This is a genomic window from Mycolicibacterium austroafricanum, from assembly GCF_902705885.1.
GTDB classification, from domain to species: Bacteria; Actinomycetota; Actinomycetes; order Mycobacteriales; family Mycobacteriaceae; genus Mycobacterium; species Mycobacterium vanbaalenii_A.
This window is the reverse complement of record NZ_CACSIP010000002.1, coordinates 31,352-49,499: the sequence shown is the minus strand read 5'-3', so window position 1 is coordinate 49,499 and position 18,148 is coordinate 31,352. Positions and strand designations below refer to the sequence as shown.

At 65.6% G+C, this 18,148-nt stretch carries 20 protein-coding genes; 9 read left to right on the top strand and 11 right to left on the bottom strand.

Translation table 11 applies throughout. The features are described 5' to 3' along the window. Positions 1-18: 18 nt before the first annotated feature. From BEMPMBAN_RS02875 to BEMPMBAN_RS02855, 5 genes are all read right to left on the bottom strand, one after another. On the bottom strand, positions 19-549 hold the full coding sequence (locus BEMPMBAN_RS02875) for a flavin reductase family protein (protein ID WP_159228880.1): 531 nt from the start codon (positions 547-549) through the stop codon (positions 19-21). Beyond that, on the bottom strand, positions 542-838 hold the full coding sequence (locus BEMPMBAN_RS33080; RefSeq protein WP_425294919.1) for a 2Fe-2S iron-sulfur cluster-binding protein: 297 nt from the start codon (positions 836-838) through the stop codon (positions 542-544). The genes BEMPMBAN_RS02875 and BEMPMBAN_RS33080 overlap by 8 nt, the downstream gene beginning before the upstream one ends. Before the next feature lie 46 nt (positions 839-884). After that, on the bottom strand, positions 885-1,106 hold the full coding sequence (locus BEMPMBAN_RS02865; RefSeq protein WP_159228878.1) for a hypothetical protein: 222 nt from the start codon (positions 1,104-1,106) through the stop codon (positions 885-887). 108 nt (positions 1,107-1,214) lie between these two features. Further along, the gene (locus BEMPMBAN_RS02860) at positions 1,215-1,970 is read right to left on the bottom strand and encodes an IclR family transcriptional regulator (protein WP_159228877.1); all 756 of its coding nucleotides are present in this window, start codon (positions 1,968-1,970) and stop codon (positions 1,215-1,217) included. 746 nt (positions 1,971-2,716) lie between these two features. Continuing rightward, complete coding sequence (locus BEMPMBAN_RS02855; protein ID WP_159228876.1) at positions 2,717-3,580, bottom strand: SDR family oxidoreductase; 864 nt, start codon at positions 3,578-3,580, stop codon at positions 2,717-2,719. Between the two features lie 161 nt (positions 3,581-3,741). Here BEMPMBAN_RS02855 and BEMPMBAN_RS02850 point away from each other — a divergent pair, with 161 nt between their 5' ends. From BEMPMBAN_RS02850 to BEMPMBAN_RS02835, 4 genes are all read left to right on the top strand, one after another. Beyond that, positions 3,742-5,016 carry an acyl-CoA dehydrogenase family protein gene (locus BEMPMBAN_RS02850; protein ID WP_159228875.1) on the top strand — a complete coding sequence of 425 codons (1,275 nt, stop codon included), beginning with the start codon at positions 3,742-3,744 and terminating at the stop codon, positions 5,014-5,016. Positions 5,017-5,090: 74 nt separating this feature from the next. Continuing rightward, positions 5,091-6,239, top strand: a complete 1,149-nt coding sequence (locus tag BEMPMBAN_RS02845) for an acyl-CoA dehydrogenase family protein (protein ID WP_159228874.1) — start codon at positions 5,091-5,093, stop codon at positions 6,237-6,239. Positions 6,240-6,265: 26 nt separating this feature from the next. After that, positions 6,266-7,177: an SDR family NAD(P)-dependent oxidoreductase gene (locus BEMPMBAN_RS02840; RefSeq protein ID WP_425294918.1), complete on the top strand. Its 912-nt coding sequence runs from the start codon at positions 6,266-6,268 to the stop codon at positions 7,175-7,177. Positions 7,178-7,225: 48 nt separating this feature from the next. After that, entirely contained in the window at positions 7,226-8,224 is a 999-nt protein-coding gene (locus BEMPMBAN_RS02835) for an acyl-CoA dehydrogenase family protein (RefSeq protein ID WP_234897266.1), read from the top strand. 108 nt (positions 8,225-8,332) lie between these two features. Here the strand turns inward: BEMPMBAN_RS02835 and BEMPMBAN_RS02830 are convergent, their stop codons facing one another. Then, complete coding sequence (locus tag BEMPMBAN_RS02830; RefSeq protein ID WP_159228873.1) at positions 8,333-9,493, bottom strand: thiolase C-terminal domain-containing protein; 1,161 nt, start codon at positions 9,491-9,493, stop codon at positions 8,333-8,335. Continuing rightward, on the bottom strand, positions 9,490-10,734 hold the full coding sequence (locus BEMPMBAN_RS02825; RefSeq protein ID WP_159228872.1) for an OB-fold domain-containing protein: 1,245 nt from the start codon (positions 10,732-10,734) through the stop codon (positions 9,490-9,492). Before BEMPMBAN_RS02825 ends, BEMPMBAN_RS02830 begins: the two co-directional genes overlap by 4 nt. A 107-nt stretch (positions 10,735-10,841) precedes the next feature. Between BEMPMBAN_RS02825 and BEMPMBAN_RS02820 the strand changes: the two genes are divergently transcribed. Both BEMPMBAN_RS02820 and BEMPMBAN_RS02815 read left to right on the top strand, forming a co-directional pair. Beyond that, entirely contained in the window at positions 10,842-12,044 is a 1,203-nt protein-coding gene (locus BEMPMBAN_RS02820; RefSeq protein ID WP_159228871.1) for an acyl-CoA dehydrogenase family protein, read from the top strand. A gap of 34 nt (positions 12,045-12,078) precedes the next feature. Then, a complete protein-coding gene (locus BEMPMBAN_RS02815) occupies positions 12,079-13,182 on the top strand; it encodes an acyl-CoA dehydrogenase family protein (RefSeq protein WP_159228984.1) in 1,104 nt (367 codons plus the stop codon). Between the two features lie 32 nt (positions 13,183-13,214). Here BEMPMBAN_RS02815 and BEMPMBAN_RS02810 read toward each other — a convergent pair whose 3' ends face one another. From BEMPMBAN_RS02810 to BEMPMBAN_RS02800, 3 genes are all read right to left on the bottom strand, one after another. Continuing rightward, complete coding sequence (locus BEMPMBAN_RS02810; RefSeq protein ID WP_159228870.1) at positions 13,215-13,973, bottom strand: enoyl-CoA hydratase; 759 nt, start codon at positions 13,971-13,973, stop codon at positions 13,215-13,217. Positions 13,974-14,052: 79 nt separating this feature from the next. Continuing rightward, a complete protein-coding gene (locus tag BEMPMBAN_RS02805; protein ID WP_159228869.1) occupies positions 14,053-14,424 on the bottom strand; it encodes a YraN family protein in 372 nt (123 codons plus the stop codon). Positions 14,425-14,609: 185 nt separating this feature from the next. Next, the gene (locus BEMPMBAN_RS02800; protein ID WP_159228868.1) at positions 14,610-15,062 is read right to left on the bottom strand and encodes a winged helix-turn-helix transcriptional regulator; all 453 of its coding nucleotides are present in this window, start codon (positions 15,060-15,062) and stop codon (positions 14,610-14,612) included. A 118-nt stretch (positions 15,063-15,180) separates the two neighbouring features. Here BEMPMBAN_RS02800 and BEMPMBAN_RS02795 point away from each other — a divergent pair, with 118 nt between their 5' ends. Beyond that, complete coding sequence (locus tag BEMPMBAN_RS02795; protein WP_159228867.1) at positions 15,181-15,564, top strand: YybH family protein; 384 nt, start codon at positions 15,181-15,183, stop codon at positions 15,562-15,564. A 63-nt stretch (positions 15,565-15,627) separates the two neighbouring features. Here the strand turns inward: BEMPMBAN_RS02795 and BEMPMBAN_RS02790 are convergent, their stop codons facing one another. Further along, positions 15,628-16,500: a lysophospholipid acyltransferase family protein gene (locus BEMPMBAN_RS02790; protein ID WP_159228866.1), complete on the bottom strand. Its 873-nt coding sequence runs from the start codon at positions 16,498-16,500 to the stop codon at positions 15,628-15,630. 48 nt (positions 16,501-16,548) lie between these two features. Between BEMPMBAN_RS02790 and BEMPMBAN_RS02785 the strand changes: the two genes are divergently transcribed. Both BEMPMBAN_RS02785 and BEMPMBAN_RS02780 read left to right on the top strand, forming a co-directional pair. Continuing rightward, complete coding sequence (locus BEMPMBAN_RS02785) at positions 16,549-17,115, top strand: TetR/AcrR family transcriptional regulator (RefSeq protein WP_159228865.1); 567 nt, start codon at positions 16,549-16,551, stop codon at positions 17,113-17,115. A gap of 88 nt (positions 17,116-17,203) precedes the next feature. Then, positions 17,204-18,034 (top strand): DUF1206 domain-containing protein, encoded by an 831-nt coding sequence (locus BEMPMBAN_RS02780; RefSeq protein WP_159228864.1) that lies wholly within the window; start codon positions 17,204-17,206, stop codon positions 18,032-18,034. The last annotated feature ends 114 nt before the right edge of the window (positions 18,035-18,148 follow it).

Genomic DNA, 18,148 nt, shown 5'->3' with positions numbered 1-18,148 from the left:
GGGCGGACCGGCGGAACGTCAGGCGCCGACGCCGGTCGCATCGTGTGGACACCCGAAGGCGCCGCGGTAGTAGAGCAACGGCGAACGCGCCGGGCTCACCCAGAACTCGGTCGGTTCCGCGACCACGATGGTGTGGTCACCGGCTTCTATCTCGTTGACCACATTCGCCTCGATCCGCGCCAGCACACCATCGAACGCGGGTGCCCCGTTACGCCCGGGTCGCCAGAGCACGTGCGCAAACCGGTCCTGACGCCGATCGGCGAATGTGCGGCACAATGGCTCCTGATCACTGGCGAGGATGTTGATGCAGACCGCGCCGGACGGCCGGATCCGGGGCCAACTCGTCGACGAGCGTCCCGGACAGAACCCGATGTAGGTGGGATCCATGGACAGCGCCACGAACGACTGACAGGTGAACCCCTGTGGCATGCCGTCTGATTGGCCTGTAATGATGGTCACTCCGGTGCTGAAGTGACCGAAGGCCGACTTGATCTCCGCACTCGAGAAGCGACGGGGCACCGATTCCGCCCCCTGCTGGCCGCTAGTCATCGTAGGTGACGGATATCGTGTCGGAATCTGGAAGCGATTGACAGGCGAGGATATAGCCGTCCGCGATGTCGGATTGTTCAAGCGCGTTCTCGCCAGGCATCGTGACACGCCCATCCAGGACACGACACACGCAGACACAGCAAGAACCTTCGCGGCAGGAGAACGGTACATCAATACCCGCCTGTGTCAGCGCGTCCAAAAGCACTGTGTCCCTGGGCCATGGTGCGGTCGACTCTGCACCCGCCAGTCGGACGGTAACGCTGCACTCAGCATCCGTCACAGTCGACATCCTCCGCTCTGGCGCACCGCCATCACGCCCCAATGCTGGAGTCCGATCACGACGCCCCTCCAGCGGTGGGCGTGGGCGGATGTGTCCTGGGGGTGATGCCGATGGCATTGCGCGTGACCTCCTGCGCGATCGTGAGCCGCAGGGCCGCGCAGGCGACGACATTCGGACTGTGCTCGCCGCAGCCGGCTCGCCGCGCGAATTCCAGGCATACAGTCTCGGCGTCCTCCAGCCACTGGATACTGATCTGATGCTCGGTGTGTCGTTCCACAAGAACCATGTTCTGACATAGCTGACATGAGACCCTTTGCATTACTGACCGTTCGATTTCAGGACCTGATCGCCGCCGCGGTCGATCGCGTGCCGGCACAGCGTGGAATCAGATCGCAAGCTGCCGGCGCCCCAGCTTGCTGTAGATCTGTGAGCCCGTGAGGCGGACCAGGTTGATCGTCTTGCCGTCCATCGCAAGTCTTTCTACCGGTCCAGAGATCGAAATCGCCGCGACGACATCGCGTTTGAACCCCACGGGCGCACCGACACAGCCCATTCGCGGCATCGTCTCCTCGCGGTCGAAGGCGATGCCGTGCAGGCGTATTGCCGCATGCTCGCGGCGGCTCCGAGCGCTCTCGGCGTCGGGCAGTCGCCCGTCCGGCGGCGCCCCCAGTCCGCTTGCTGCTCCGACTGCGTTGGCTACCAGCACCTTTCCAACGCTGGTTGTCGCCGCAGACCGGCGACCGCCCGTTCGAGTGTCAATGTCAACACCGAACGACCCGTCCATCTTCTCCAGGTAGATGACCTGGTCGCCATCCAGGATCGCAAGATGAACAGTGTGACCGGTCAGCCGTCGCAACTCTCGTAGATACGGAAGGGCCGCGGCATGTAGGCGGTCCTGCTGGACCGCCAGGGTTCCCAGCTCGAATAGTCGCAGCCCCAGCCTGTACTGGTGGCCGCTACGACTCAGCCAGCCCAGGTGAACAAGCCGTTCCAGCATCCTGTGCACCGAAGAGCGCGGCACCCCGGTCCGGCGTGCGATCTGCGCCAATGTTAGCTGACCTGGGCCCGTGAAGGCGTTGAGGATGAGATCGACTCGGTCGATCCCGGCCGCCGGGGGGCAGTCCTGAAGTTGTGCAGACATCCTTACCTCCGTCTCACATCACCGCCTGACCACCGCGGCGTCTACCGAAAATACATTACTGCTAGTAATATCACAACGGTGCGGTCTAAATCACACTAGGTACAGTTAGAGCGCGATGAACTGCTATGACGATCCGCAAGACGACCGGGCGATGCTGGTGATTTCGTTCTGTCCAGGGATATCTCAGTGGCCGATCGTGGCGACCGAGGGGGGCGAGTGGCCGATGCTGGACCTCACCTGCCAGAGCGCACCCGTGGGCGCCCCGACGTGTATCGGCCAGCTACTGAGTTCCACAACGTTGTTTGCCAGAACACCTACGGCGTTGCAGGTCCGAAAGACGCCGGGTGCAGGCCACGCCACCGCCTCAGCCTCGATCCATCGATGAACTGACAGACTTGAGGGTGTTCACAACAGCCCGCGGGCACGCTTCCCGGAGATCACGTGGTCCCGAAGGCCGCCCCAGCGCGAACTGAGCCTGGGCATCCCCCGTCGCTTCGCTCACCCCGGCGTCTTGTGCGCAGCGATCGCCCACACCGACGACCAGCCCCGGACCTACCGTTGCACTGCCCCTGGGCACAAGCATGGACAACGCTGTGGCACAGCAGGCGTGGCGCTGGGAGCCGGCCACCGCGACCCGTCACCCACTGGCCGGCCGCCGACAGGCCCAATTCGACTACCAGGAAAGCCGGGAAACCCAGCAGTCCGACTGCGCCAGCCCATCACGGAGCGAGACTTTCCGCCCGGAGTTACAACGGCGCCGCGGCGAGGTAGAAGTTGGGGGTCAGGTCTTCGTCGCAGGCTGCTAACCGGTAGGCACAAAGATCCTCGATACCCTCGGCCCGTAGGACTTCGGCATCAGTCAGGAACTGTCCCGTGTGCTCGGCAGCTGGCCGCGTCACCAGCGCGTGTGCGGCGTCGGCCATGATCTGGGTGCTACGGGCCTGAGAACGCACCACGTCCTCGCCCATCGCAGCCATCATCCCGGTGCTCGCCACGGTGGTCTCCGGCCACAAGGAGTTCACGGCGATCGGGATTGACGCGAACTCAGCCGCCCAACCCAGCGTGAGCAGGCTCTCCGCGTACTTGCCCACGGTGTGGGCGACATGAGGAGACAGCCACGCAGGCGAGAGGTTCAAGGGCGGCGAGACGTTGACGATGTGCGCGTTGGAAGACCTTCTCAGGTGCGGTAACGCGCTGTGCACCAGCGCATATGGACCCTCGACGTTGACGGCCAGCAGGCGGCGGAAGCTCTTCGGTGGTAGCGCGGATGTCAACCGCAGATCTAGCGCCCCGGCGTTGTTGACCAGGACGTCGACGGCGCCGAAGGCGGCGACGATCTCTTGGACGGCGCCGGCGACGCTGTCAGGATCGCGAACGTCACAGGTGATCGCCAACGGCTGGCCGCCGGCACTGCGCACTGCGCTTGCAGTCTCGGCGAGAGTGCCCGCGATCTTCGGATTCGGAGTGTCCGTCTTGGCGAGCAGCGCCACGTTGGCGCCATCAGCCCCGGCCCGGATCGCGATATCGCGCCCGATTCCGCGACTAGCACCCGACACCACGACAACGCGGCCGCGCAACGAACGGTCGGTCCGGTACGGCGATCTGTCCATACGCGCCTTCACCTTTCTCTCTCCTGAACCCGGTTGGGCGCACTCGACATGCTTATAGCCATCTGCATCCGTGAGCAAGGCACCGACCGGCTGGCGGGAGACTTTCCGCCAGTAGCGCGACTACGCTTGCTGCCCAAACAGATACGTGTTTATCTCTGCCTATGACTCAGCAGGTACACAGCATTCGCCCTGCGGCCAGGGTTGCCAACGACGCCGCTGTCCCGCCTGATGCGTGCGCCACTCAGACGATTTCGCCAGGGACGACCGGCCGGGAGGCGCCCCTGAACACGTTGGGCCGCGAGGAAGCCGCCGACCTCGCCAGTGCCACCAGGGCGGTCTGCCAGCGTTTGATGCCCGAGCACCGTGTCCGTGAGGTGGCTTACGGCCGAACCGGATCCGCCCTACAGGGGTTCGACACTGAGCTGTGGGAAGTGTTGTGCACGCAGATCGGTGTCGGCACCATCGCGGTGCCCGAACACCTCGGCGGCGCGGGATTCGGCGTCGGCGCCCTGGGAGTCGTGGGCCATGAGCTCGGCAGGACATTGGCGCCGGTGCCGTTCTTGGCGTCTGTGGTGTTGGCCACCGGGTTGGTTCTGGACTGCATAGGCAGCGACCCACCACCGGACGCACAACGACTCGCGGCGCTGGCAACCGGCGAACGCACAGCTGCAGCCGTACTCAGTCGCGATGGTGGTGCTCGTCGCCCGGGCGAGAATTCGGTCTCCGCGGCGCCCGGTCGCCGCGGAGACTACGTGCTGTCCGGCTCGGCCCGACACGTTCTGCACGGCACGGCAGCCGACGACCTTGTCGTCGCAGCGACCGAGGGCAACAATACAGCCGTCTTCTGGCTCGACGCAGACTCCGACGGCCTCACCCGTGAGGCCGAACCCGTTCTCGATGCGACCAGACCGATGTCGACCATTCGATTCGACGGGGTGCGTGCAGTTCCCCTCAATACCAGCAAGCCGGTGGAACAACTGATCAACAACCGTATCCGCAAGGCCATGGCAGTGCTGTCGGCCGAGCAGGCGGGAGCCAATGAGCGGGTTCTCGAACTGGCCGTCGACTACGCGGCCACCCGCCGCCAGTTCGGCCGGCACATCGGCAGTTTCCAGGCTGTCAAACATCGTTGCGCGGACATGCTGGTCGACCTCGAGTGGTCCCGGTCAGCATCCCAGGCGGCGCTGCAGGCCGCCGACGACCAGCCCACCGGCTCAGTAGCCGAGCTGGGCTGGCGCTCGAGCATGGCCAAGGCGGTGTGCTCGGAATCCCTGCGTGCAGCAAGTCACGCGAACCTGCAGATTCACGGTGGGATCGGTTTCACCTGGGAGGGCTCCGCACACCTGTACCTCAAGCGGGCACGCACCGACGAAGTCATCTTCGGCTCCCCGGCCGTCCATTGGGACAGGTTCGCCGCCGAGGCCGGGCTGTCCTAGGTGACGTCGGCATCACCACGACGTGCCCCCCACACGTTCGGCGAGCACGGTCCGAAAACGACGAGGAGACAAAGATGTCGGTAGCCAATGACGTGGACATCGATTCGCTACGTGCCCAGATCCGCGAATTCCTCAGTTCCGCACCGCGTCCCGACGGTCTGCGCAACTACGGACCGACGCCGACCGAGGCAGATATCGAGCCGGGGCGCAGCTGGCACAAGTACCTCGCCGAGCACGGCTACGCCGGCCTGCACTGGCCGACCGAACACGGTGGCGCCGACGCATCTGTGTTGCACCAGGCCATCTTCGCCGAAGAATGCGCGCGCGCCGACGTTCCACGCCAGCTCGCGATCACGGCGATCGACCTGGTGGGTCCGGTACTGATCGCCTTCGGCAGCGACCACCAGCAGCAGCGCTATCTGGAACGGATCCGCCTCGGTGACGATATCTGGACCCAACTGTTCTCCGAGCCCGACGCAGGGTCCGACCTGGCCGCCGTGCGAACTACCGCGGTGCGGACCCAGTCGGGCTGGCGCGTCAACGGTCAGAAGGTATGGAGTTCGGCGGCGAAGTCCGCTCAGTACGGAATACTGCTGGCCCGCACCGGAGCTGAGGGACACCGTGGTCTCAGCATGTTCATCGTGCCGATGGACGCCGTCGGAGTCGCCGTCCGCCCCATCAAACAGATCGACGGCGAAAGCAAGTTCAACGAAGTCTTCCTAGACGACGTGGAACTTCGCCCCGACGCCCTCATCGGCGAGGCCGGTCAGGGGTGGCCGATCGCGATGATGACCCTGGGCCGGGAACGCCTCACGCTCGGCTGTCAGGCGGTGGCGATGTTTCGGCTGCGCGAACAAATGGTGGACGCGGCGCGCGAGCGCGGCCTCTTCGACCCCGTGCTGGCCCGCGCGATGGCAAGGATCTGGTCCCGAATGTGGCTGCTGCGCTTTACCTGGGAGCGTGCGATCGATGCCGGTGACCTTGCCTCGCCGGCGTTCTCGGTACTCAAGTTGATGACATCTGAAACCGATCGTGATTTGGCCGACCTGGCCACCGAGGTGCTGGGCACTGATGCCTGCACCGCGCCTGCGAGCACCGGCGACGCTCGTATCGTGCACGCGATGCTGGTGGGGCGGGCGCAGACCATCCTCGGCGGCACCAGCGAGATTCAACGCAACATTCTCGGTGAGCGGGTGCTCGGGCTACCGAAAGAACCACGATGAGCTCGTTGCCCACAAAGGAGATGGTCGTGCCCGCACCACTGAACGGTCGCGTCGTCCTGGTCACCGGTGGCGGCCGTGGGATCGGCCGAAGCCACTGCCATGCGCTGGCGCAACTCGGCGCCGCAGTCGTAGTCAACGATCCCGGAGTCGGTCGCGACGGCGAAGGACGCTCCGAGGGCGCCAGGCTGGCAGGGACAGTCGTCGACGAGATCGAACGAGCCGGGGGCACTGCCATCGCACACACCGGCTCGGTGGCTATCTGGGATGACGCCGCCGACATGGTGCACACCGCCATCGACACGTTCGGCACCCTGACCGGAGTAGTCAACAATGCGGGGATCCTGCGCGACGCGACCGTTGTCAGCACTACTGAATCTGATTGGGATGCAGTGATTGCCGTCCATCTCAAAGGAACGGTGGCCGTGACCCACCACGCTTGCAACTATTGGCGCAACCAGTTCAAGGCGGGCAACCGAATCGAGGCCCGCGTCGTCAATACGGTGTCGGGGTCCGGGCTCTGGGGCAACATCGGGCAGAGTGCCTACGGTGCGGCGAAGGCCGCGGTCGCCAACTTCACCACAGCGGTCGCGCTGGAGGCGGACCGCTACGGTGTCACCGCCAACGCGATCTCGCCGCTGGCAATGTCGCGGATGAGCGAGCAGCTCTTGGCCGACCGAGCCGACGATCCCGCGCTGGACCCCGGTCGCAGCTCTGCAGTGGTCGCGTGGCTGCAATCGGTGGAGTCCGCCTGGCTGACCGGTCAGATCCTACGGATCAACGGCGACACGCTCACCCGGATCCACGGCTTCACCGAGGCACCGCCGCGCTATCGCGCCGCGGACGGTGTGGCGCTGCAGTTTTCCGAGATCGGCAGTGCGGCACGATGGCTGTGGGACACCTTGCCGCGCGGACTGGCGGGCCCACTGCCGCACCGATGAAGGCACGACCCGCAGATTTACAGGCTGAACTTTCCAGGAGCACAAGTGATGAACCCGCCAGACGACTCGTGGTCGATGATCGAAGAGGCAGTGTTCCGGTTGTTCGCTGACGCAACCGCCGAAAACGGCAGCCGACATGTGCGGTTGGGCGAGCACTTGGCCGAACTGGGCTGGTCCGAGATCGAGGCCGAATACCCGACCGAAGCCGGGCAACTGCTTTTCCGCGCCCGCGCACGCACGCTGGCGAACACCGATTGCCTGGATCGTGTCATGCTCGCCGAACTCGGTGCTGCAGTTGACGGTTCCGCCACCGCCGTGATCCTGCCTCTCATCAGCCAGAAAGGGCGGTCGGATGCTGCCGCCCCAGACTGCAGAGACATCCCCTTCAGCGGTGTCGTCGTCGGGAACCCGCACGGGCGGCTGGCGGTGGCCGTGGCCCAACCCCATGGTGTGGTGGGCGTCGGCACCGTGAGCGCGCAGCAGTTGCGATACGAGCCCGCTGACACCTTCGACCGGGCCTCGACGTGGACACGCGTCAGCGGCGTCCTGAACTGTGCGCCCCCCGACGCCTCGGCCCAGTGGACGCGCGCCTTGGCCGCCGGCCGGCGGGCGCTGGGTACCGAACTCGCGGCGTTGAGCGATGCGATGCTGGAGCTGGCCATCACCCACACGAGCACGCGCACACAGTTCGGCTCCCCGATCGGTTCGTTCCAGGCACCGCGCCATGCGCTGGCCGGGGCGTATTCCGAACTGGAAGGTGCGCGTGCACTGTTGGCAGAGTCGTGGCAGTGCGGCGGAGAGTTCTCGGCCCTGGTTGCCAAAGCCGCGGCCGGACGCACGCACCGGGTAGTCGCTGACGTGGCGATGCAGCTGTGCGGAGCGATCGGACTGACGATCGAACACGATCTACATCGCTACGTCGCGCGCGGTGTCCAGATCGACGCGCTACTGGGCTCGCATCTGCAGCTGGAGGCGGAGATCGCCGCCCGGCTCTTGGACACCGACCACCCCGATTCCTCGCTGCCCGACGTCGTGTCCTGCGGATGATGGCGGCCGGTGCGAATCGCCCGCAGCCGTAGGCCGCCACGGCGGCTTACCCCATCTGCCACCTGAAGCGGACAATTGTCGACGGTCCGGTCGGATACCTGCGTCGCTTCAGCTCCTGTGGTTGGACAATACAGTCACCGCGGCAACCGCCGTCGGTCCCCCGATGTTGTGCGCCAACGCCACTCGTGCGCGATCGACCTGATTCTCGGCCTCTCCGCGCAGTTGTTTGAACAGCTCGTAGCACTGCCCGATCCCGGTTGCCCCCGGCGGATGCCCTTTGGCCTTCAGTCCACCGCTAGGATTGATGGGAATCGCACCGCCGACATAGTGCTCGCCCCGTTCGACCAGCTTGCGCCCCTCGAACCGGTCGGCGAAGCCGAGATCCTCATAACTGATGAGCTCCACCCCGGTGAAACAGTCATGGACTTCGGCGACATCGACGTCACGTGGGGTCAGACCGGCCATTGTCAGGGCCACCCTTGCCGCCTTGACCGTCGGTGGGAAGGTCGTCATGTCAGCTTTGTGCTGATGCATGACTCGGTCCATGCCCAGCCCCACCCCCCGCACCCACACCGGCCGGTCGGTGAACCGTTGCACGACCTCCTCGGCAGCCAGAATCACCGCGGCGGCGCCGTCGCTTTGCGGCGTGCAGTCGTACAGTCCGAAGGGGTCGACCACCATCGGAGAGTTGAGCACCTGCGCCACGGTGATTTCGTATCGAAGCTGCGCCTTGGGGTTGGTGACCGCGTGATGGTGATTCTTCACCGCGATCATCGCCATGTGCTCTTTGGTAGCGCCGGACTCGTGCAGATACCGGTTCACATGCAGCGCGAAGTTGGCCGGTGCGACCAGGCCGAGCGGATAGTCCCACGCTCCATCACGCGTCATGGCCGACCATTCCCAGAACGTCGCGTTCGACGCCGTCTCCCTGACCTTGTCGGCTCCGACGACGAGCACGACGTCGTAGTGGCCGGAAGCGACTGCGAGGACTCCGTTGCGGATCGCGTCATTACCTGTGGCGCAGGCATTTTCCACCCTGCTGACGGGAACGTCGGTGAGGTCGAGAGTGTCGGCGAGGATCCCGGCGGGGAAGCCGTCGGTCGTCGACAACTCGCCGATCCATGCAGCCTCGATGTCCGTCTTGTCAATTCCCTTGTCGACGTGGGCGGCACACTCTGCGTATGCCATCGGGATGAGGTCCTTGATGCCCAGCTCGAAGTGCTCGCCGAACTCCGTCATCCCCGCTCCGACGATTGCGACGTTTCTCATGCGATGTTCCTGACCTCGTCGGTGGTGACGCCCGGGGAAGGTCGACGTGGAGACGGCAGGAACGCGTGCCCATAGTCCGGGACTCCACCTCGAGTCGCTATCCTGCGCAACACGATTGATCCAGACTGGCCCATCTTGACTTCGCCCGCGGCCACCCCGGTCACCTTCAGCAGTACCCGCACCGGACTGTCATCGAGTTGCACGACTGCCAACGAGTACGGGCTGTGCAAGTCCGGAACCGGAAGCGCGATGGTGGTGTGGGTGTACACGGTGCCCGTTCTCGGCAGAGGTTGCATTCGATAGCTGGCCGCGAGCACTCCATCGGAGCCGACACGGAGCCGCGGCGGGAACTGCGGCTCGCTGTCGATTCCAGGCTTCTCATCAAAAATGGCTCCCTCCCAACGTAACTTGGCGTCGAACGCGCGCGCATACGCCGCCAGCGAGATCGGGATACCGGTGCCCTTTGTCAACGTCATCGGTGGAAGCGCACGCGCCTGCGCTTCGTCTCGACGGATGCGCGTCTGGCCAGGCGACAGCTGCGCCGCGGTGGCGCTGGACTGCTCCACGCCGAGCACCGTGCCGCTGCTGCTGTGTTCGATGGCTGCGATCAACACCCGCATCAGGCTCCCCGCCGACGCTGTCGGCAATTCCGCGACCCCAGCACTGTCACCGGTGAGCTGTTTGGCCGTCAGCCCGGCGAGCGCCACCACGTCGGTCGCCGCCTGCAGTCCGAGACGGGCAAGCGTCGCGCGGACACCGACCTCACGCTGCAGACGCGCATCACCGTAGTCGTGGCGGGCGCCGTCCTGTCGGCGGACAACTACAGGCAGGCTGCGATTCTGCCGGCCCGTCAACGTTACGTTGGCGCCGTCGTCCCCGATCAGCGTCGCGCCTGCGCCACCGCTGCCCGCGCTGTCATCCACCCCGATCACCATCGTGCCGGGCGCGGCAGCGAGGATTTCATCGAGGGTTGCCGGCGCACCCCCGAGCACCTCGGTGACTGCGATATCGGCAGCCAGTGACAAACCCGCCAACAACACCGCACCGTTGCCACCCTCGAGCAACGGTAGGTCGCGGGACACCACGACCACCCGCTGCGCAGTTGCCCCGGGGTCGGCGGAGCGTCCGGCGGCCACAGCCATCGTCAGCGCATCCTCATCGGGCCCACCGACGCGGCGGCTGCCGCCGTCATGGTGTTGCCACGGGGGTAGATATGTTCCTGCAGAACATATAGCTGTCACGGCGGTCAACCTCACTTATCTCGTGTATATAAGCGCTCCGCAGTGCATTGTCGATTCTCCGGCACCCCGATGCGCGCTAGGATATATTACTACTAGTAATAACAGCTATGTGTCGAACCAACCCGCCCAGACACGCACGAAGGACACCATTGAGTACGCAGTTTGAGATGCTCTGCGCCGGCAACCCAGAACTGGCCGAATTGCGGGGTTGTGCACGTGATTTTCTCTCCAGGGACAGCGCCGAGTACGGGTGGGTGCCCGCGGTCGATGGCTGGCTGGCCTCCTGGGATGAGGCATTCAGCGCGCGCCTCGGTGATGCCGGTTTACTGGGTCTGACGATTCCGTCCCAATACGGTGGCCGCGGACTCGGCCACCTGCACCGCTACGTGGTCAATGAGGAGTTGCTGCTGCACGGCGCTCCGGTTGCCGCGCACTGGTTCGCCGACCGTCAAGTCGCGCCCGCGCTAATGGCATACGGCAGCGAGGAGCAACGGCGCTCGCTGCTACCGCAGATGGCGGCGGGACGGCTGTACTGCGCCATCGGAATGAGCGAGGACGGTGCGGGTTCCGACCTGGCCGCGGCAGCTTCGCGGGCAACCCGGACTGATGGTGGCTGGCTGCTCAACGGCCGCAAGTTGTGGACCAGCGGCGCGCACCGCGCACATCTGATCGTCGTGCTGGCTAGGACCAGTCCGCGGGACCCGGCACGACGCCACACCGGCTTCAGCCAGTTCCTGGTTGCTCCCGACGCACCAGGCGTCACCGTCAGCCCCATCACACAGATGTCGGGTGAACACCATTTCAACGAGGTCGTGTTCGCCGACGTCTTCGTCGCCGACGCCGATGTGCTCGGCGAGATCGGCAACGGCTGGCAACAGATCACCACCGAGCTGTCGTTCGAGCGCAGCGGACCCGAGCGGATCTTGTCAACAGCACCACTGATCACCGGCGTACTGCAAGAACTGTCGGACAACGACGTTGGTGCGCCACTGGCCGCAGCAGTCGGCAATCTGGTGGCTCAGATGGCCTCCCTGCGACAGTTATCGGTGTCGGTGGCCAATGCACTGGCGGACGGGCGCGACGCAACGAGTCGCGCGGCCCTGGTCAAGGACCTCGGCACCAAGTTCGAACAGCAGTCGGTGGAAACGAGCGCCGACCTGTTGGAGTTCGCCGAAGGCGCCGGCGCGCACAGGACCGCGGTGGTCGGGTTACTGGCCGCCGCCCGACTCCACGCACCGATGTTCACCCTCCGAGGTGGGACCAATGAGGTGCTGAGAGGGATCGTGGCGCGCGGGATGGGGCTGCGATGAACGTCGAGCGCAAGGGACAGCAGGCTTCATGACTCTGAATTGTCTTGTCGGCGGTGTCTTCACCGCCACTGAGTCCACTACTGATGACCAGGCCGAACTGCGAGGTCTTGTCGACGACCTCGGCCGGCGCATGGCGCTCGCTCGTGGGGCATCTCGATCCGTCGAGCAACGCTTCGACGCTGAGCTGTGGCGCCACCTCGTCAGCACCGGGCTGCACCGGCTCACCAGCGCTGCCGAACTGGCAGCCGGACCGACCGAATCGGCTGTGGTGCTGCACGGGCTGGCGCGCCACAGCGCCCCGGTACCGATTGCCGAAACAGATGTGCTCGGCGCCTGGTTGGCGCGCACTGCCGGGCTCAGTGTTCCCGACGACGCACCGCTGACTGTCGCAATCGCCGAGTGCGCCGGCGACCAGCATGGCGGGAACTCGCTCGCCGGGACTGCGACCGGCGTGCCATGGGCCTCCGATGCAACGGTGCTGCTGGCCGTACCCGCGGGGGGCCAACTCATGGTCACCGTTGCCGATGTCCCCATTCTCAGCGGATACAACCTTGCAGGCGAGCCACGTGGCTCGCTGGCGTTCGATCTGCCCCGCGCGCGATTCACCGCGCTCGACATGGCTGCGGCCGAGGAACTGAATCGGCGCGGGGCCTGGGCGCGCTGTGTGCAGATCGTCGGCGCCCTGGATACGACCGCTGCGCTGACGGTGGCCCATACTCGTGGCCGGAGTCAGTTCGGCCAGCCATTGACGAAGTTCCAATCAGTCCAGCACTCACTGGCCCTTCTGGCCGGAGAAGTCGAACGCGCCAGAGCAGCAACAACTCTTGCCGTTGCCGCCGCGGCTGACCACGGCTACGGCAGCGTCGAAGCCGACTACGCTGTGACTCTCGCCAAGGTCACGTTGGGTCAGGTAGTACCCACTGTGACAACCATCGCTCATCAGCTGCACGGCGCGATCGGGGTGACGCTCGAACACGATCTGTGGATGTCCACCATGCGGGCGCGCAGCTGGATCGATGAATTCGGCAGCGCAACCCACCATGCAATCCGGCTGGGACGAGTCGCGTTGGCAGCCAGCCGCAAGGCCGACACTCCATGGGATGTCCTGTTCGGCAGCCGCTTTGACGCCTGGGAGTAGCCGGCGCAACCGGCGTCACAACGGACGGTGTTTCACCGACGGCGGGCGCGAGTGAGACGAGCCGCAAACCCCGGCGATTGGATCGATCTGACCTGCGGCCCGAGCTCCAATTCCTTGGCGGCCTCGTGATGATCGGAATCCACGAACCCCGGAACGGCGGTGGCGCGCATCGTCGCCTTTGTTGCCACGACGACGTCGCGGGGCGCGGATCCCGGCTGTTGGGCCAGCTGCAGCGCCGTTGCGACGGGGTCGTCGGCGGCCGCAAACGCCAGCCCTTGCCGCACAGCGGTTTCCGCGTCGAATCGGACACCGAACAACAGGGCCGCCCGCGCGGCCTGGGGCCCGATCGCACGCTGCAGCATCCAGGTCGCGCCGCCGCCGGGGTGGACGCCGAGTTGCTGAAAGCGGGGGTCGAACATCGCGTGTGGACCCGCGATGCGCACATCTGCCGCCAACGCAAGGTTCAGGCCTGCACCAACCGCGGGACCGTTGACCGCCGCAATGGTCGGTAGACAACAGTGACTGACCGCCATGAACCCGGCGTAGATGCGCCGCAGGCCGTCCTCGGCAGCACCACCGAGAACGCTCAGGTCCGCACCTGCGCAGAAGGCCTTACCTGCACCCGTCAGTACTACCGCGTGCACACCTGGGTCGGATTCGGCGCGTTCAACCGCCGATTTCAGCAGTGCCGACATCGTGTGATTAACCGCGTTGCGCCGATCGGGGTCGTTGAGGGTGATCAGCGCTACCCGGTCGGCCACCTGGTACTGAACGAGCTCGACGTCACCCACGGTTCAGGACGCTAGCGGCTCTGCTCCCAGTTGGCCTCTGGGATTCCGTTGAGCGGTCATTCATGCTCCCGGAACTGGATCACCCCACCCCCTGGATGTGGGTGAGTTCCGGGGTGCGGCACCGGCCGATCCGGATCGTGATGACATCGATGCGCACCGACGACCAACTGCCACGCTGCTGGGCCAACCACAGGCCGGCCAGCCGGCGCAGACGGCGAACCTTGGCCGGGGTCACCGCCTGCTCGACGCCGCCGAACTGCTCCCCGGTGCGCGTCTTCACCTCGACGAATACGACCGCGTGCGCGGTGTCGTCAACAGCGATGACGTCCAACTCTCCATAACGACACCGCCAGTTGCGGGCGAGCACCCGCCACCCGAGCTGCTGCACATGGTCGACGGCAAACTGCTCGCCCATCGCCCCGATCTCCCTGCGGCTCTCTGTTCTCGTCATGCCGCCACCCTGCAGCGCACCGACGACAGATCCGCCGCCCTACCACCCAGTTATCCCCAACCAAGACTTCATCCACAGTGACTCGACGCAACGGCTCATGCTGCGCACGCATCCGGCATCAACAGGGACGACAGGACGACTACCCGGCGGCGCAAGTTACTTCTGTCCGGTTCGGTGCTCGATCCTCATCTGGTACAGGATGATTCGACCGGGACGCAGCCGTGGAGATCGGTCTCGTGCGCGAGCTCGGCGCGGATCTCAGCGATGTAGTCGGCGGGGTCCTCGCGGATGCGGGTGATCACTCGTTGCAGCGGCGCGGCCAGCGGTTCATGTTCCATGCTCCACAGGGCCATCTCGAACAGCACCGGTAGCGTGTCAACCGCTTTCACAGTCGGCACGTAGTGGACCTGGTTGCGCTCACCGCCGCCGACGCGGCGCACCATGTCCGCGGCTTCCAGTCGTTTGAGCCGGTCCGACAGCACGCTGGTGGAGATCTGCTCGGCGGAGTCGAGGAACTGCGCCGGCCGTCGTTTGCCGACCAGCAGCATGTCCCGCAGCAGCAATAGTGTCCACGGGTCCCCGAACACCTCCAGAAACATGTTCATCGGACACGTCGACTTGCCCACTGGACGTCTCATAATCCGAGCTTAGCCTTAATATTTGCATTATCCAAATGTTCGGGCTAGGTTCTGTCCGTCGGCACCAGCACATCCCCGGCGAAATCTGCACGACGAAGCCCCCACACGAGGAATCCTGATGGAACAGAACGTGATCGACACCGTCTCGGCGATGACCGCGGCCCTGGAACGCGGCGATATCGACGCCGTGCTGTCCTACTACGTCGAGGACGCGGTGGTGGCCTTCGCGCCAGGTGAACCGACCCGAGGTGAGCAGCAGCTGCGGGATGGGTTCGCCGACTTCGCCGCGGTCCGACCCGACTTCCGTTACGACAACGGACACGAGGTCATGATTACCGGCGATACCGCCGTGCACATCGCCCCGTGGACCATGCGCGGAACCGCCCCCGACGGTTCACCCATCGCAGAGAGCGGACTGTCGGTGGCCACGCTGCGCCAGCAGCCCGACGACAGCTGGAAGATCACACTGGACAACCCATTCGGCGGCCGACTCATTCCCTGACCACAGCCGAGCGCGTTCCAGATATCTGACATCGGCCGTTGACGGAACTAGGTCAAGAGCGGTTCAGCTCGAATGCGCGCCCGCAGGACGAGTCGCATGCCGCCAGGCCAACGGGTTCAGCTCGCGATAGGGATCGCCACTACGCAGGTCCAGCAGGTCTGCCATCGCCGCCTCCAACGACTGCTGGGTCCTGTCCTTGACGGCGCTCACCCACTCGTCTGTGGCGATCCGCGCTGGCCTTGTGGTGTCGATGGGAGCGCCGAATCGCAGATACATTCGCTGCGGCCGAGGGATCAGCGTGGGTCCGATGCCACGCATCAGCGGGGGCGCCATATCACTGGTACCCGAGAACCTCTGGGCTGCAGCCAGACTCAGGCGACCCAGTCGGCTTGTCCGGGTGATCAGGCTGCGGTACACATCATCTCCCCCGATCAGGGCCACCGGGACGATCGGGTAGTTGTTCTCCACCGAGACCCGGGCGAATCCGGCGCGGCCGTGCCAGCGCAGCGTGTTCTCCTCGCCCTTGAACTTGGCGATTTCCCGACCACCACCGGGAAAGACCAGAATCGTCTCGTCGTGCCGCATCAGTTCGCGTGCCGTCTCCGGCGAACCAATGACCGCTCCGTACGCGGCGATGAGGTCCGCCATGGGGGCAGGAAGGTCACCCATCCGGCGCTCCGCCAGCGGGCGGACCCTGGCGCCGATCTCGCGCCGGACGAAGTAGGGAATCAGCAGTACCTCGCCACCACCTTGAGTGTGGTTGCCTACCAACAGGAACCGGCCTTCTCGCGGGAGGTTCTCCAAACCGTCCACGTACGGACGGGACAGATCCATCAGCGGACCGATCCGCTCCATGACGGTGTCGACCGCCCGGCGTACCGCGCGGACGCGCGAGGGCGGGTTCATGATGGCGTCGATCACCGGGGTCGGGTTCATGACCCCCACAGTACCGAACGAACCAGTTCGTTTGGCTATGCTCCAGCTGTGAGAAACAGTGTCGAGTTGCGCCGGCAGATCCTGCGCGCCGCGCGTGCCGAGTTCGCCGCCCACGGACTCGCAGGCGCCCGCGTGGACCGCATCGCTCGTGCCGCCAAGGCCAGCAAGGAACGCCTCTACGCCCACTTCGGCGACAAAGAGGCCCTCTTCCGTGAGGTCGCTGCCGCCGATGGAGCCGAACTGTTCCGGGCGGTGATCCTGAATCCCGAGGCGGTGCCCGAGTTCGTCGGCGACCTACACGACGTGGCCCACCGACACCCGGAACATCTGCGCATGCTGACCTGGGCACGGCTGGAAGGCATCGGCTTCGACCACCCCCCTGGGGCGGACGCGACCGTACCCGACCAAACGTTTGCCGCGATTCGGACCGCCCAGGACAGCGGCCACGTCGATCCCACATGGGACCCGGAGGAACTGCTGGTCCTGCTCTTCGGGATCGCGATGGCGTGGACGCACTGGCCGGGACCACGACCGGCGTTGACCGGCCCCGCCACAGCGCACCACCGGCACAGCGCCGTGGAGGCCGCCGCCCGGATCATCGCCTCCCCCCGCTGAGCCGGCACGAGACCGGGCGCCGGGGCGGTCAGTTTCGTCCGCGTAAAAACCGGGGTATACAGCGCCATCCGCCGACCAGGAGGGCCTCATGGGCAACAGATCCGCATCCCAGTCCGTTCAAGGCGCCGCCGACCGGGCCACCGACAGCGACGCCTTCGAGTACATCGCGCGGGCGGGCTTCGCCGCCAGCGGTGTGCTGCATCTGCTGATCGGCTACATCATCTTGCAGCTCGCGCTCACCGGCGGCGGCGGGAACGCCGATCAGTCCGGCGCGCTGGCCACCCTCGGCAGCCAGACCGGCGGCAAGGTCATGCTGTGGGCCGCGGCAGCCGGTCTGGTCGCGTTGGGCCTGTGGCGCGTCGCCGAGGCCGTCGTCGGCTCCAGGCCCGGGGAACGTTCCGGCTCAGACGACGACAACCCGGCGTGGAGAAGTGTGCAATCTCTCGGTGTTGCCGTCACGAACTTCGCCATCGCGCTGTCCGCCGCGCGGTTCGCGATGGGCAGCGGCGAGTCCAGCGGCCAGCAGAACGCAGGGATGTCTGCTCAGCTGATGCAGTCAGGGTGGGGCAAGGCTGTGCTGATCGTGGTCGGTCTGGCGGTGGTGGCCGTGGGCGGGTATCACGTCTACAAGGGCGTGACGCAGAAGTTCCTCGACGATCTTCGAGTCTCCGGCGGCACCGCGATCGTCGCCACCGGCGTCACCGGATTCGTCGCCAAGGGCCTGGTGCTCGCGGGCGCCGGACTGCTCGTCATCATCGCCACCCTGCAGGCCGATCCGGCCAAGGCGAGTGGTCTCGACGCCGCGATCAAGACCCTGGGTCAGGCGCCGTTCGGCAAGTTCCTGCTGATCGCCGCAGCGTTGGGGATTGCCGCGTTCGGCGGGTACAGCTTCATCAGGAGCCGCTTCGGCCGCATGTGATCGTTTTGGGCAGATACTGAGCTGACGGTATCCTTACTTCGGTAAGCCTCAGCTCAGGTGCTCGGCACCTGTCGCCGAAAGGACTGCCTGGATGCGACCAGCGCCCGAACGGGT